We start from the raw sequence: 15,322 nt of genomic DNA, 5'->3' as shown, positions 1-15,322 counted from the left end.
GGGTGAGTGACGATTTATCTGGATAAACTAGGCCTAACGATTTGGTAATTCAATCCTCCCAAAGCACATTTCCCTTTAGAATAGCGGTGTTAGGTTACTAAATAGTAATTAATTACATTATACCCTATTTTTCTGAGAGACATTTGTCACAATAAAGGTTAATATCTAAGTGAGATAGAAATGATTGCGCTTACTTATTTTCTAATAAACCTAATCATAATGAATGCGAGGGATATAACAGTGATTGAAACTGAATTTCGTGTAGAAAATGACTTTCTAGGCAGTAAACAGGTAGAGAAGAACGCTTATTATGGGATTCAGACACTACGCGCAGTCGAGAACTTTCCTATTACGGGCTATCGGGTTCACAAAGAGTTAATCAAAGCGATGGGGATTGTAAAAAAAGCCGCTGCGCTTGCAAATATGGAAGTTGGCCGTCTCTATCGAGGGCTAGGAGAAGTTGTAGTGAAAGCAGCAGAAGAAATCATCGAGGGTCAGTGGCATGAGCAATTTATTGTAGACCCTATTCAGGGTGGTGCGGGTACCTCGTTAAACATGAATGCGAATGAGGTTATTGCTAACCGTGCCTTAGAACTGCTTGGCCATGAAAAGGGAGACTATCGTCACTTAAGTCCCAATTCACATGTAAATATGGCGCAGTCTACAAATGATGCATTTCCGACGGCAATTCATATTGCCACACTTTCACTGCTGGAGCAGCTGCTTGTAACGATGCACAGAATGCATGATGTGTTTGCGGTAAAAGCGGATGAATTCGATCCTGTGATAAAAATGGGCCGGACACATCTTCAAGATGCAGTGCCGATTCGTCTGGGTCAAGAATTCGAGGCTTATCGCAGAGTGCTGGAAAGAGATATCAAACGTATTGAGCATACACGCCATCATTTGTATGAAGTCAATATGGGGGCAACAGCAGTGGGTACAGGATTAAATGCTGATCCTCGTTATATTGAATTGGTGGTAGAGCACTTAGCTGAGATCAGTGAATTGCCGCTCGTAACGGCAGATCATCTAGTCGATGCCACCCAAAATACGGACGCCTATACAGAAGTGTCTGCTGCCCTAAAAGTGTGCATGATGAACATGTCCAAGATCGCTAATGATCTGCGGTTGATGGCCTCCGGTCCGCGGACTGGGTTTAATGAGATTTCATTGCCTGCACGCCAACCTGGATCTTCAATTATGCCGGGCAAAGTTAATCCGGTTATGGCAGAGGTCATTAATCAGGTGGCTTTTCAAGTCATAGGGAACGATCATACGATCTGTCTGGCTTCCCAAGCGGGTCAACTGGAGCTGAATGTTATGGAGCCTGTGCTTGTGTTCAATCTCATTCAGTCCATCAGCATCATGAACAATTCCTTCCAAGTCTTCACAGACTTCTGTCTGGCTGGGATTGAAGCCAATAAGGAAAAGCTTGAGCGGGACGTGGAGCGGAGTGTCGGAATCATTACGGCTGTGAACCCGCATCTGGGATATGAAGTGGTATCGCGGATTGCTAGAGAGGCGATTTTGACTGGGGAATCTGTTCGGGAATTGTGCATTAAATATAATGTGCTAACCGAAGAAGAGCTTAATCTGATCCTGGACCCTTACGAAATGACACACCCGGGAATTGCAGGAGCAGCTTTATTGCATAAAGAGTAGAATGTTTCGGAGGATCGAGCTTTTTATTAGGAAAAAGCAACCCCCGCCACCGTTTAGGGTGACAGGGGGAGATCTTAAATATGTTTATACTTATATGAATCTACTTTGGGATTGTCTGAAGTAGGTTCTTTTTTTACATTTCACGCTTAAAAGAAAAATAAAGAACGTAACAGGCCGCGTTTTCTTGGCGGAGCCGTTAGTCTGGTAGTGGCAGTGGACTGGGAATTTTCATAAGAGGTGAGCGGTTTGCCGTTAGACACTTGCAACGGTTCTATGGATGCCGCTATTTGCTTGATCATTAATCGCAGATCCTCAAGCTCCTCACGCTGCTGTAGCAGTTGTATCAATACTACTTCATCGGCTTTTTGATCGAGTGCACGTTCAACATTGTTGATGCGAGACAAGATATCCTTCATAGGCTCAGCATCTGTGTGCTGTAGTGGATTTTTCTGTTGTGATGTGGAAATTTGCTGCTCATTCGTGAGTGTAAGTTGTATACATTCCAAGGCTTCTCCGTGATTAATACGGTCTTTAATATGATTGAGCAGGTCGATTTGCTGCTCTGAGAACACATAATGGCCAAATCGGTCTTTTGGAAAAAAATCAGGGAACATGGCAGCCCAACGTTTAATTGTGGTTAGACTAACTGACAGCAGCTCTGCGGCATCTTTTGTTTTTAAAATATCCATTTCGATTCCTCCAGTTCACGTAGTCATGTTAGGAGTAATATTCGTTGTCCAGCAGCGGCTCCCTGCACGGTTGACAAAGGTAGTGCGTATTCGCTAAACAAAGTGTAATTACGAGCAATCTCACTCTTTTGGATTTCACTATCTTGCTTTTCCATTCCAAATTGAGTACAGATGAGCTTGCTCAGGGGTATAATTGCATTAGAGGTGAAGGCGATGAACAGGATTGAAGATGAGGAACAAATGACTGAGGAGCAATGGCAGGCTATTTTGCAAAACGATGTTGCTTATAACGACATATTTTTTTATGCGGTGAAGACTACAGGGATTTTTTGTCGACCCTCCTGCAAATCCAAAGCACCCAATCGGGAGAATGCGTGTGTTTTTCAGAATGCTGAACAAGCGCTGGCTGCCGGATTTCGTCCTTGCAAAAGATGTAAACCGACAGGTGAGCGTCTTCCTGATAAGGAATGGGTAGCTGTGATGACGGAATACATTGATCATAATTATATGGCCCCCCTCTCCCTTGAAACGTTAGCTGAGGTATGTCATGGCAGTCCTTATCATTTACATCGAACCTTTAAAAAAGTAACAGGAATCACTCCTGTGGATTATATACAGCAAAAGAGAATCGCTAAGGCCTCTGAGTATTTGCTTACTACAGAGCAGGCAGTTGCTGAGATTGCATTACGCGTGGGTCTGCCCAATACAGCATATTTTATTACTTTATATAAGAAAAAAACGGGGTATACGCCCACACAGTTTCGTCAGCTTAACAAACAGAAAGTAACGTTGGCTTCTGATTTTATTTTGGAGGGACCGAATCATGGAGAATAAAACAAATGCTATTCTATACTGGACATTATTAACCGATAAGGACTGGAGTTTTTATATTGCAGCCACAGAGAAGGGGTTAAGTTATGTGGGTTCGCAGCAGCAACCCTTTGAGGAATTAAGCGAATGGGTTAGACGTCGTTTTCCGGGGAGTGAACTGGTGCAGAACGATGAAAAGATGGCGCCTTATGTAAAGGAGCTTGGTGAATATTTGCAAGGGAACCGGCAGAGCTTCGGCATTCCTTTTGATTATCAGGGTACTCCTTTTCAGCTTGCGGTGTGGAAGGCGTTATGTGAAATTCCATATGGGCAAACCTGGTCCTATTCGGATATTGCTACACATATTCAAAAACCAGCTGCGGTGCGTGCGGTAGGGACTGCCATTGGTGCGAATCCGATTCTGATTACGGTGCCCTGCCACCGGGTTATTGGTAAGAATGGGACATTAACAGGATACCGGGGTGGTTTGGATATGAAGACCAAACTACTTCAGTTGGAGAGAGGAGAGTATACAGCAGATATATGAAAATAGAGTCCAATTACACCTCCCCAAAAACCTTGCTGAATAAAGGAACAGGTTATCTGTCAGGCTACAGTCATTCCTTAAATCCATATACGGGCTGCACTTATGGCTGTTCCTATTGTTATGTACGCCAAATGCCTGTCTCGCTGTTCCGCAAAGAGGAGTGGGGGACGTGGGTAGATGTTAAACAAGAAGCGGCTGCAATTTTACAAAAAGAACTGCACAAAGCGAAGGCGAAAGGTCCCGTCTCTATTTTTATGTCGTCAAGCACAGATCCCTATCAACCGGTAGAGCACAAGGAAGAGGTGACGAGAGCTTTACTGGAGGTTATGGTTCAAGATCCGCCCGATTTCCTATTCGTGCAGACGCGTAGTCCGCTGGTTCGCAGAGATATAGATTTATTATTACGTTTAGAGGATAAGGTTCGTGTAAGTATAACTGTAGAAACAGACCGTGAAGACATTCGCCAAAAATTCACACCATGCGCCCCACCCATTGCTGCAAGACTGAAGACGTTACAGCTTCTACGTGAAGCTGGCATCCCTGTTCAAGCTACTATAGCGCCAGTACTGCCAAGCAGTCCAACTTTTCCGGCGACCTTAAGGACTTTGGTGGATAGAGTCTGTGTAGATGATTATTTTATGGGCGACGGCAGCGGCGGCAAACGAACACAGAGATTAGGGATTTATTCCCTATATGAAGGGCTGCAACTGGAAGATTGGTATGATCCTGCAGCCTATCGCAGAGTGTATGAAGGACTTCAGCAAGTTTTTTCCGAAGAGGAGCTATTCTTGAGCCAGAAGGGGTTCGAGCCTTAATCTGAAACATGGTATAATAAATGAGAGCATTCATACTTAGTATTTAATATACTTAATATCCGTAATAGCTTATTGGAGGATTAGTGTGGCAAAAGCAAAGGTGGCCAAGCGGCCCACAAGAGATGAATTTGTGCTTGAGGAGTTAGGTAATCAGTTAGTTGAAGCTAAGCAAGAAGGTTCTGAGATTTTATTGACCGTATGGGGAAAAGAAGAAGAGGTACGCGGCATGATCGTGGAAATGGATTCGCGAACCGGGAAAGTACACCTCAGTAACCATGAAGAAATCATAAAAGTTCCTTTTATGGATATCATGCAGGTTAATTATCCCAGAGATTAATGGGCACGGCAGCAACAGGAGGTCCTGAAAGCTATCATAGCTTTGGGGCCTCTTTGATCATAAAGGTAAGGAATAGAGGATATAGAAAGGTAGGTCGACAATGCAAGTAACTAAAACCAACGCGATGCGAATGCTGGATGCCAAAAAAATTGGCTATGAAGTGTTCGCCTATGACAATGAAGATGGACTAATTCACGGCACGGCTGTAGCTGAGAAGATTGGAAAGGCGGCAGAGACAGTTTTTAAAACGTTGGTCGCTCATAGCGGCGCAAATCTTTATGTTTTTGTTATCCCAGTTGCCGAAGAGCTGGATCTCAAAAAGGCGGCCAAAGCCGCCGGAGAGAAAAAAATTGAGATGCTGCCAGTGAAGGATCTGCAGAAATGGACAGGGTATATCCGCGGGGGTTGTTCACCTGTTGGAATGAAAAAGCTGTACCCCACGTTCATTGACAGCAGCGCAGAAGGGCTGGAAATGATGGCTGTCAGCGCTGGGAAGATTGGCCAGCAAATGGATGTAGCCCCACAGTTACTCGCTGAGGTTGTGCATGCGAAGTTTACAGAACTAATCAAATAGACGAGCAGCAAGCTGGCCTAAATATTCCTTCAATGCTAACCCTGTTGTGGAGATCGCTCCTGGGGAGGGACTGAACTTGGCGGGCTGCAGTGCAATATCAGCGCTGGCGATATAATCCGTAGGATAGGCTTGCGCTGTTAGCCCCGCATTCTTAAAGTGCAACATCGCACGGGACATATGAAAACCTGAAGTAACTAATATAGGTTTTTTAAGTCCGGTTTGTTGCAGGATGGCTGCGGTATTTACAGCGTTTTGCTCCGTGTTGAGGGATTGATTCTCGATCAGGATATCCTCCTCGGGTATGCCGAGGCCCAGTAGTTGTCTTTGCGCGATATCCGCTTCATTACCACTGTCGGAGAATACTTGTCCGCCAGAAAATAAGATTGGCAAACCTGTCTGCCGATGGAGGCGAACAGCAGTAAGCAGGCGATTTGCTGCTGATCCGTATAAATTGCCTTCGCCATCTATATCCGGTGTGCCAGAGCTGGCGCCCCCGCCGAGTACGACGATGACATCTCCTTGCAAAGTTTCCGGCTGCGGATATTTCCGTTCTAGACTGCCGATCAGCGCATCGCTGACTAAGGGTGTCATGGAGAAATACATTAATAGTGTAACCCCGAGTAGAACAAGTGCTGGCCGGCGGTTTTTTTTCCACAACCAAATGACTAAACCTAGCAGAAGCACGATAAACAGGCCGGGAGGAAGCACAAAGCTGTATACAAATTTGATGATGTAAATCAACAGTATCAACCGCCTTCTAAAAATATAAGTTCAGGTTGTATTGTAACATGAGATTGCAAGATTACATATTTACATGCGTATCCTTATACAAAACGGATATTGCCGCAGCTATCAGGATCATCCCCATAAAAGCGGGTGCAGCATGGCCAAGTGATACATATATTTGACCGCCAATGACAGGCCCAATCATTCTTGCTAAAGCCTGAATAGATTGGCTACCTCCTTGAATCCTCCCTTGTTCACTAGAGTCGACAGACTTGGAAAGCATCCCATTGAATGAAGGCCCAAAGATCGAATCCCCAAAACCAAATATAAACATTCCAGCGATAAAAAGCGGATAGTATGAGAACAAAGCAGATAGTGCAATAAGACTGTAGCCTATAATCTCCGAAACCATTCCAAGAATTGCGATCTGTTTATCACTAAATTTCAGCAAAAGCTTAGGCATGATGAAACCCTGTGAAATGATGTCTTGGAAGCCCATAATTGAAAACATCAGTCCGATTAGTGCAGGCTTCCAGCTGAAAGTATCCATTGTGAATTGTGAAAAAACAGCCTGTAAAGATCCGTTGGGTATCCAGAGTAAGAATGCTGAGACCAGTAGTCTTTTTAAGTTTTTTATGGACAATATGCTTGCAAGCTGTGTAAATGGATTCAGTCTTACCAAGGTAATCTCTTTCAGTCTATTATTCTTGTCAAGGCTCTCAGGCATAAAAAAGAATCCGTAAACAACATTTAATAAGGTAATTATGGCTCCGAAATACATAGGTACAGAATAACCAAACTTGGCAAGTAAACCGCCTAGCGTTGGACCAATGACGGTGCCTACACCTACAACCGCACTCACCCAGCCAAAGTATTTGGTTCTCTGTTCTGGAGGAATGATGTCAGCAAAATAAGCGAAGATAGTACCTATGCTTCCGCCGGTTATACCTTCTATTAAACGTCCAACAAAGAGAACCCATAACGCTCCTCCTATCCCAAAAACTAAGTATCCAATTGCGGAACCCAAAAGGCATACCAAAAGTAATGGACGACGCCCATATTTGTCACTCAAAGCTCCAAGTGCAGGGGCTGCAAAAAATACGCAGACTGCATAAACAGAGGTTAGCAGCGTGACAACTATAGCCTGTTCTCCCGGATTGCTTATATAAGGCTGCACTAAAAATGGGACAACGGGCATGATGATACTGAAGCCTATTCCGCACAGAAACACAGAGATCAAACCGAAGATTAGAGCGTGTTTATCTACGGTTTGTTCTGTGTTCTGTTCATTATGTGATCTGAATTTGAACATTAAATTCTCTCCTCAAAGCTGGTATTTTGATTCCTTGGAAACAAATTTGATACATCACCATTTTTATCACGATTTTGTTTCCGTGTCAACAAAATAATGAACGTAAAAATGCAGCCTTTCTCATAAGAGCCCGGCTGCATGGAGTTTCATTTTCATTATTCGAATTTATTCGGATTAAAATCTATACCCTGTTTCTTTATTTCTGCATCCAAATGCCTACTATACTTTTCTACGAAGCTAAGCATACTGTCAAATTGCTCCTCAGTTACCTGCTCAAATACGGCTTTATCCCGCTCTTGGAACTCTTTGTGCAGGTCCTCATGGATGTTATAAATTACTTTCCCTTGCTCAGTAAGCCTAAAATAGATTTCTTTTTTGTTATCCGATTTTTGGTAGCTTTCGATGAGGCCCTTTTGGATGAGCTTCTTAGTTAATTTACTTATGGCACCGCGAGTCATATAAAAGGACTCTGCAAGTTTTGTGACGTTGGAATCTGCATTTTTTTCAATGTATTCGATGCAATGTACTTCAGAAGGTTTATAACCTTTAAGACTGTCTTCCATCTTATCCTTATTAAGCCAAACCATCTTGTTATATACGTCCCTGAAACCCATCATGACCTGATCTTCTTTGTTCATGGCCTGTCCTCCCAGCGCTCTTACCTTAACAAATTATATTGATTTTTTGTTTCTATTTCAACAATATTAAAGTAGAGGATAGTTTGTTTTATTGAACTTTAGATAAAAATAACAGGTGAGCAGTAACGGCGGAAGTCCAAACATTCCCGGCAGTTAAGCCCGCCACCTTTTTAAGCTTAGATAAAATAATCTTAAGAAACTGCGGTTTCTTCTTAAGAAAGTTCATCCGCTTGAAGCTGCACCAAAGATTGTTTGTCTGTTATCATAAGATTAAGATGATTGGACAGCTGTGGGATGATTTCTCGAAGGTAGGAGGACTGCATAATGAAGAGTATCCGGGTACTGCTCGCCGATGATGAACCGGTGATTTTGCGAGGCCTAAAAAAACTGATTTCATGGGAGAAGCTTGGACTCACCATTGTTGGAGAGGCTAGTGATGGAATAGAGCTGAAACAACAGATCGAGGATTGTGATCCTGATCTGATTATTAGTGATATAAGCATGCCAGGATATACAGGGATTGATATCATCCGTGAAATTCATGAAGCTGGCAGAGCGGTGAAGGTTATTTTTATAAGCGCTTATCAAGAGTTTACGTATGCCCGTCAAGCACTGCAATATGGTGCGCTGGATTATTTGGTGAAGCCCGTGAACAAAAACCAGCTGGAACAGGTTGTGAGCAAAGCCGTTTCCCTTATTCGTCAAGAAACAGAAGGCGAGCGCAACAAAGAGAAGCTGAACCATTATGAACAGAGAAACCGCAGATTAACGATCGAAGAATTGCTCGACAAGCTGACGGACGGCAATAAGGGAACAGCAGACACCTTGCTTGATATGGGGATTATTGCGCTAAGTCGCTACGTCAGTATTTGTTTGGTAGAGACGGACGAATCGTCGGGGCAGCCTTCCAGATGGGAAGAACGCGAACGTAAGCTGATTGATTTTGCACTGTCTAACATTATTAAAGAAACCGTGGAGCAAAGCGATAATAGTTATATGTTCCGTAAAGGGGAACGTTTTTGTATCCTGCTCCAGCATGAGCATGCTGAGGAACCAGCGGGAATTGCCCTAGATCTCCATGACAAAATCACAAGTTTTCTGAAATTAAAGGTGACCCTTGGAGTAGGCAATCCTGTTGACAGTATGGATGATGCTGATGAATCTTATCGCCAAGCTTTGAAAGCGCTAAATTATAAATATTTTACAGGGCCTAATCGTGTGATTCCTGTTAAAGAGAGCAGGTATGAGAGTGAATCATTGATTCAAACTCCGCTGCATGAAATCCAGTCCGCCCTTGGGATTGCCATGAAATCACAACACAAAGAACAAATTGAGCAGGAGTGCCTGCGATTATTTCAGACGATCCGGCAGATGGCAGGCGGGAATAGAAACCAAGCCGTTTCTACCGTATACAATACCTTTTTGCAGCTTGAACAGGAGCTTATTCAATTCGGTGTGGAAGCAGGTCCATCACTTCAGGATACAAATCCGATTCTTGAACGATTGGCCAATTATTCTACCTTCCAAGAGGTGGAGGAAGATTTCCGTGTGCTTTTGAGCAAAATGTCCGGGCAAATTGGCAGTCGCATGGGCAATAAGGAGCTGAAGCAGCTTTCCCAGGTGAAGGCATATATTGAGGAGCATTATCCAGAAAATATTACACTGGAATCTATGGCAGGGATGATGTTTATGAATTCCTATTATTTCAGCAGCTTTTTCAAAAAACATACCGGACAGAACTTTAAGAATTATGTCACTGAGGTGAGGATGAATCATGCCCTTCGTTTATTGCTGCAAAGCGATATGATGGTTTATGAGATTGCCGATAGTGTAGGCTACAACAATGCCCGGCATTTTAGCGATATGTTTAAGAAGAAATATGGCAAGCTGCCACAAGAATATAAGCAATCCTTCAAAAGCCAATAGTCAGATGGATAGCAAAGGGGATGCCTTCATTCATGTTTATCTGGGGCCGAAGATCCAAAAGTATATTTGTTAAATTCTCCGCTTCCTTTTTATTAGTCGGCTTAATTCCGCTTTTTGCACTTAGTTACATTTCTGTACAGACTTTTTCTGGATATGTCGAGCGTTACACTACAAGTAATTTGCAGCAAATGGTTCTATATATGAGCTATAACCTGAATTCTGCCTTCAATCAGTACAATGAGGTCTCTAAGCTGATGTATACAGGGCGATATGAAGGTTTTATCGAGAGTTATTCGCAGAATCAAACCTATAATGTAAATGAGCTGGAGCAGATCAATACGATTCCTATTGAAACCTTTCTAAAAACAGTTCTCTACAGTGATTCCTACATCACCAGTGTTTATTTTCATAGGGCGTCAGACGATAAGCTCTACTATCAGGAAAAAGAAAACAGAGGGGTCAATTTTGATTTGCTGCCTTATCAAGAGTGGTTAACTAAAATGGCTCCAAACCCTTCACAAGTGGCAATTTTCCCTACCCATTCCGAAGAATATTACACAGGTTCAAAGCGCAGTGTGTTCACTATCGGCCGTACTTTAATTGATATTTCTGGGCGTGTCACCAAAGATCCCAAGATTGTCGGGACTTTGTTTATGGACGTGGATGTTTCGTTATTTAATCAGTTCTTCAGAGAATTAAATCTGGGGGGACAGGATGAATTATTTCTGCTGGATGGGGACGGAAATGTATATTTCACGAATGAGACAAGGTCAACGAATGGAGAGGCTTTTCGGGCTAAAAAGGACGAGGAGATGATCGTTCTCAGTGAAGAGATTTTTTTTCTTAAAGGCACGGTGACTGCCAGAATTCATCGGGCGAATTTATTCGATCAGCTTTTTTCAGCCCGTACGACGGTGTTTATAGCGATGTTTATTTGTGCGATTGCAATGATCATCATGGGCGTCTGGTTCTCTAGGCGGCTGGCTGCTCCGATTCGGAACTTAATTAAGCAAATGGCTATCGTAGAATCCGGTAATTTGGATACCCAGATGGTCGTGAACAGCAATGATGAAATGGGTAGACTTAGTCATGGTTTTAACCGAATGGTCGAGCGTTTACAAGCCTATATCGATGAAGCTTACGTTGCCCAGATCAAGCAGAAGCAAACGGAGTTAAATGCTCTGAAAAGTCAGATTCGTCCGCATTATTTATACAACACCCTGGAAGTCATTCGAATGAATGCGGTGGATAAAGATAATGATGAGGTCGCAGATATGATTTTATCGCTCTCTAACCAGTTGAAATATGTAATCGACTATGGAGAGGATAGGGTAAGCATACGACAGGAGCTGGAGCATCTACGGGATTATTTCTATATTATCTCTGTGCGGTATGAGAATAAATTTGAGCTTGTTGTCGATCTCTCACCCGAAGTGGATCTGAACTGGTACATTCTGAAATTGTCACTTCAGCCGATAGTTGAAAATGCTATCCAGCATGGCTTGCGCAGTCAAGGCAGAGGGACAGTTGGATTGACGATGGAAAAGAAAGATGAAATGCTGTTGGTTACGATCTATGATGATGGAATCGGTATGAGCAAGGAAAAGGTACAGCAGTTGACTGAAAACTTGGAAGAGCCTAGTTCGCCTAGCAAAAATGTTGGACTAAAAAATGTACATGAACGAATTCGTACTGTGTACGGTGCAGAATACGGGGTATCTATCAGCAGCCGGGAGCATATTGGGACATCGATTCTATTGTTGCTTCCGATAGTAGAGGACCCGTATAAAATCTCAGATTCAGAGAATGCGTAAAGGATGGACGATGAACGGAAGACTGCGGTCTTTCGTTCTTTTTTTACTTACTTCTTAAATTCACCGCATATCCCGCTTAAAAAAGTTCATTCTAACTATTTATAAGGAATGCTATTCTATTAGCAACGGAAACGCTTTCGAGAGATGATGCGCACATCTTGCTTCAGTTTCCACGGTTCACTAAAAGGGGAGGCTATTATGCTATGTACAAAAAAACAATGATGAAACTATCCGTATTGTTACTCGCCACAACAACAGTTTTGACTGCTTGCGGTGGAAATAATAATAATGCAGGAAGTAAGGCAACTAATACGCCAGCATCCGAGACGCCTTCAAATACACCGCAAGAGACCAAAAAAGAGGTTAGCTTTACGATAGGTTACGCCTCCGGAGATCCGGCCACCAAAAAAGCTATCTCAGATACGGTCAAAAAATTTACTGAAGCTAATCCGAATGTCACTATTAAAGATTTAAGCGAAACTTCATCCGCTGCCTATCTTGACTGGCTGAAAACAAAGGATGCTGTGGGTGAATTCCCGGACCTGGTGGAAATGCGGGATACAGAAGTTTTTGCCGATGCGGGTAAGATTGTAGAGCTGCCTTCCGATCTGCTAGATTTGTTCGAAGCCCCTCCACAAGTGGATGGTAAGGTGTGGAATGCACCGCTGCAAGTGAACGCTCCCCAAGGAATTATCTACAGCAAAAAAGCATATGCGGATGCAGGGATCACCGAGCTTCCAAAAACCTATGACGAATTCATCGCCATCCAAGAAAAATTGAAAACATCGGGCATTACTCCGATTGTAGTAGGCGGAAAAGATATTTTCCATATGGGCTTCTGGGTTAATAAATTCCTGATTGATGAGGTCTACTCGAAAGATGCAGATTGGAACTCCAAACGTACCGCTAAAACGGTCAGCTTCACGGATGCTAATGTAGTTCAAGGCATAACGGACTTCAAAGAATTGTTCAAGAATTATGTTGATAAAGGTTGGCTCAGCACGGGCGACAATCAGACCGCTTCGATTCTTGTTTCGGGCAAAGCAGCACAATTGTACTCCGGTACGTGGATGTTTACACAAATCGCTGAAGCAGACCCGAACTTTGAATTTGGCTTCTATGCTCTTCCTGACCGTAAAGGGAAAATCAATGTCATTGGTCTTCCGTCACCAGCAGGCTGGTCTTTATCGGCTGAAGCCGCTAAGGATGCAGACAAAACAGAAGCCATTAAAGACTTTATCCGTTTCTTCTTCGCCCCAGAACAGTATTCGAACTATTTAGCAACCATAAATGCGATTCCTTCAACAAAAGAGAAAGTAACCTATGACACAAGTGAACAAATGCAAGTGGCTTTGGATCTTATTGCTGACCCGAATGTAGTGAAATCGTTGGCGATCAATAACTGGTGGGGAGACAATTTGATCCCTCCACAGTTCCGTAACTGGTACTACAAGCTGTTGCAGGATCTCGTGGTAAAAGATGGAGATGTAGCGAAGTACATGAAAGATGCGGATACAGAGTATGACAACCAAGTGAAAGCTAATCAGATGTAAGAGCAGCGCCTGATCGAGGAACCTCTGCTGCTGCAGAGGTTCTCTTTTTAACAAGCGCGGTCTTTGAAGGGAGGGAGAGTAGCCATGGCTACATCCGCAGTAAATGCTGACAAGTCATTGATAGGCACTGTGCAGCACAAAAAGAAAAAGAAAAAATGGCAGTCCTACGCTCTGCTGTTCATATTACCATCATTTATTTTGTACACCTTGTTCGTTATCGTCCCTACAGTGGGCAGTGTCTATTTAAGCTTCACCTCATGGGATGGCATTAGCGACAACGTAAGGTATATCGGCTTCGCTAACTTTGTGGAAATCTGGAATAGTCCAAGGGTGCATAACGCACTGAAAAATACGATGATCATGACCATTTCACTTGTTGTTTTAGAGAATATTGCAGCAATTGCAATGGCTATGATGGTCGATAAGGTACGCTGGTTCCGGAATTTATTCAGAAGTGTATTTTATTTCCCTACGTTGCTTAGTGGGATCGTAATGGGTTTCGTCTGGGCGATGATCCTGAATTACAACTTTGGTGTATTTAATCAGATTCTGGAGTCTGTTGGGCTTGGAACCTGGATTGTGGATTGGTTGGGCAATCCTAAATATGCAATGCTGTCGATTATTTTGTCTACCGTTTGGAAAGGCGCGGGTTATTATATGATCATTTATCTCGCTGGATTGCAAGGTATTCCGCAGGAATTGAATGAGGCGGCCAGTATTGATGGAGCAGGGGGCTGGCAACAGTTTCGGCATATTACCTTTCCGCTGCTTGCGGGGTCAATGACAGTATGTATGGTATTATCGATGATCAGCGCCTTGAAGATTTTTGATCAGATTGCCGTCATGACCGATGGTGGTCCGGGCTTTGAGACGGAGACATTAACTTATATTATTTATAAAGTCGGGTTTGGTGAATTAAGACAAGGTTTTGGTACTGCACTGGCGATGGTCTTGTTCTTAATCATACTCATCATTACAGTCTTCCAAGTGAAGGTTCTCCAGAAGCGGGAGGTGCAGCTCTAAAATGACGATGCAGACACGTAAAAGAGTTGGGCAAATCGCACTTTTCATTGTTACATTATTAGTAGCTATTATCTTTTTCTTTCCTATATTCTTTAATTTAATGTCAGCCTTCAAGAGTAATGCAGAGATTATGAAGGATGCCATCGCTTTTCCGAAAACCCTTTATCTGGACAGCTTCAAATATCTGTTAACCGAAACAGAGTTTCCACGGGCTATTCTGAATAGTCTGATTTTGACAGCATTTTCTATTGCGGCACAGGTCTTGATTATTCCGATGGCGGGCTACGCAATTGAACGCAGAAATGCCAGATGGACTCGGTTCATGTTCGTTTATTTTTTAGCAGGAATGATGATCCCTTTTCAGGCGTATATGATTCCTCTATTTAAAGAGCTTAGAATGCTGGGGTTATACGGCAGCCTTGCCGGTCCAATTCTAATTTATGTAGCCGGTGCGGTGGGCTTCGGATGCCTGCTGTATACAAGCTTTGTCAAAGGCATTCCTAGAGAAATTGAAGAAGCGGCGGAGATCGACGGATGTTCTCGTTATGCGATATTCTGGAAAATTGTTTTCCCGCTGCTAGGACCCGTCACAGCCAGTATGGTGGTCTTAAACGGACTTGGAATCTGGAACGATTTCCTGATGCCGATGCTGGTATTGCCTTCAGGACAGGCTAAAACTATGGTCGTGGAAATTTACCGTTATATCGGAGAATTCTCCTCACGTTGGGATATGATTTTTGCAGGAACAGCAATGTCGGTTGTGCCTGTGCTGATTGTGTTTATTGCCTTGCAGAAGTATTTTGTTAAGGGGATTGCGTCTGGTGCAACGAAGGGTTAATTCATAAAAAGGGATATATCCTGTAACCACTTAGTGGGCTGCAGGGTACATCCCT

The 15,322-nt window shown here is 43.2% G+C and carries 15 protein-coding genes; 11 read left to right on the top strand and 4 right to left on the bottom strand.

Annotated features, from left to right (window positions below; genetic code table 11):
* Positions 1–240: 240 nt before the first annotated feature.
* Entirely contained in the window at positions 241–1,665 is a 1,425-nt protein-coding gene (gene aspA / locus MKZ09_RS20690) for an aspartate ammonia-lyase (protein ID WP_370511154.1), read from the top strand.
* A 146-nt stretch (positions 1,666–1,811) separates the two neighbouring features.
* On the opposite strand, the gene MKZ09_RS20685 is transcribed toward aspA, so the two are convergent.
* On the bottom strand, positions 1,812–2,354 hold the full coding sequence (locus MKZ09_RS20685; protein WP_076138537.1) for a MerR family transcriptional regulator: 543 nt from the start codon (positions 2,352–2,354) through the stop codon (positions 1,812–1,814).
* Between the two features lie 213 nt (positions 2,355–2,567).
* Here MKZ09_RS20685 and MKZ09_RS20680 point away from each other — a divergent pair, with 213 nt between their 5' ends.
* The 5 genes from MKZ09_RS20680 to ybaK all read left to right on the top strand — a co-directional run bounded on the left by MKZ09_RS20680 (position 2,568) and on the right by ybaK (position 5,437).
* Entirely contained in the window at positions 2,568–3,188 is a 621-nt protein-coding gene (locus MKZ09_RS20680; protein WP_143767285.1) for a bifunctional transcriptional activator/DNA repair enzyme AdaA, read from the top strand.
* The gene (locus MKZ09_RS20675; protein WP_076138535.1) at positions 3,178–3,711 is read left to right on the top strand and encodes a methylated-DNA--[protein]-cysteine S-methyltransferase; all 534 of its coding nucleotides are present in this window, start codon (positions 3,178–3,180) and stop codon (positions 3,709–3,711) included. The genes MKZ09_RS20680 and MKZ09_RS20675 overlap by 11 nt, the downstream gene beginning before the upstream one ends.
* Positions 3,708–4,526 (top strand): SPL family radical SAM protein, encoded by an 819-nt coding sequence (locus tag MKZ09_RS20670; protein ID WP_076201780.1) that lies wholly within the window; start codon positions 3,708–3,710, stop codon positions 4,524–4,526. Before MKZ09_RS20675 ends, MKZ09_RS20670 begins: the two co-directional genes overlap by 4 nt.
* 85 nt (positions 4,527–4,611) lie before the next feature.
* Positions 4,612–4,863, top strand: coding sequence for a YolD-like family protein (locus MKZ09_RS20665; protein ID WP_036688306.1), 252 nt, complete (start codon positions 4,612–4,614; stop codon positions 4,861–4,863).
* A gap of 100 nt (positions 4,864–4,963) precedes the next feature.
* The gene (gene ybaK / locus MKZ09_RS20660; protein WP_076201783.1) at positions 4,964–5,437 is read left to right on the top strand and encodes a Cys-tRNA(Pro) deacylase; all 474 of its coding nucleotides are present in this window, start codon (positions 4,964–4,966) and stop codon (positions 5,435–5,437) included.
* On the opposite strand, the gene MKZ09_RS20655 is transcribed toward ybaK, so the two are convergent.
* The 3 genes from MKZ09_RS20655 to MKZ09_RS20645 form a co-directional block, all read right to left on the bottom strand.
* Positions 5,426–6,178 (bottom strand): YdcF family protein, encoded by a 753-nt coding sequence (locus MKZ09_RS20655; RefSeq protein ID WP_076201786.1) that lies wholly within the window; start codon positions 6,176–6,178, stop codon positions 5,426–5,428. The genes ybaK and MKZ09_RS20655 overlap by 12 nt on opposite strands.
* Before the next feature lie 61 nt (positions 6,179–6,239).
* Positions 6,240–7,475 (bottom strand): MFS transporter, encoded by a 1,236-nt coding sequence (locus MKZ09_RS20650; RefSeq protein ID WP_076138531.1) that lies wholly within the window; start codon positions 7,473–7,475, stop codon positions 6,240–6,242.
* Positions 7,476–7,630: 155 nt separating this feature from the next.
* Positions 7,631–8,113: a MarR family transcriptional regulator gene (locus MKZ09_RS20645; RefSeq protein ID WP_076138530.1), complete on the bottom strand. Its 483-nt coding sequence runs from the start codon at positions 8,111–8,113 to the stop codon at positions 7,631–7,633.
* Between the two features lie 324 nt (positions 8,114–8,437).
* Here MKZ09_RS20645 and MKZ09_RS20640 point away from each other — a divergent pair, with 324 nt between their 5' ends.
* From MKZ09_RS20640 to MKZ09_RS20620, 5 genes are all read left to right on the top strand, one after another.
* On the top strand, positions 8,438–10,039 hold the full coding sequence (locus MKZ09_RS20640) for a response regulator (protein ID WP_076138529.1): 1,602 nt from the start codon (positions 8,438–8,440) through the stop codon (positions 10,037–10,039).
* Between the two features lie 32 nt (positions 10,040–10,071).
* Positions 10,072–11,853: a cache domain-containing sensor histidine kinase gene (locus tag MKZ09_RS20635; RefSeq protein WP_076201789.1), complete on the top strand. Its 1,782-nt coding sequence runs from the start codon at positions 10,072–10,074 to the stop codon at positions 11,851–11,853.
* Between the two features lie 203 nt (positions 11,854–12,056).
* On the top strand, positions 12,057–13,406 hold the full coding sequence (locus MKZ09_RS20630; protein WP_076138527.1) for an ABC transporter substrate-binding protein: 1,350 nt from the start codon (positions 12,057–12,059) through the stop codon (positions 13,404–13,406).
* Positions 13,407–13,490: 84 nt separating this feature from the next.
* Positions 13,491–14,429: a carbohydrate ABC transporter permease gene (locus tag MKZ09_RS20625; protein WP_076129834.1), complete on the top strand. Its 939-nt coding sequence runs from the start codon at positions 13,491–13,493 to the stop codon at positions 14,427–14,429.
* A 1-nt stretch (position 14,430) separates the two neighbouring features.
* Entirely contained in the window at positions 14,431–15,267 is an 837-nt protein-coding gene (locus MKZ09_RS20620; RefSeq protein WP_175619013.1) for a carbohydrate ABC transporter permease, read from the top strand.
* The last annotated feature ends 55 nt before the right edge of the window (positions 15,268–15,322 follow it).

The organism is Paenibacillus sp. FSL R5-0908 (assembly GCF_038006245.1).
Classification (GTDB): Bacteria; Bacillota; Bacilli; order Paenibacillales; family Paenibacillaceae; genus Paenibacillus_AQ; species Paenibacillus_AQ odorifer.
This window is presented reverse-complemented; position numbering and strand designations above follow the sequence as displayed.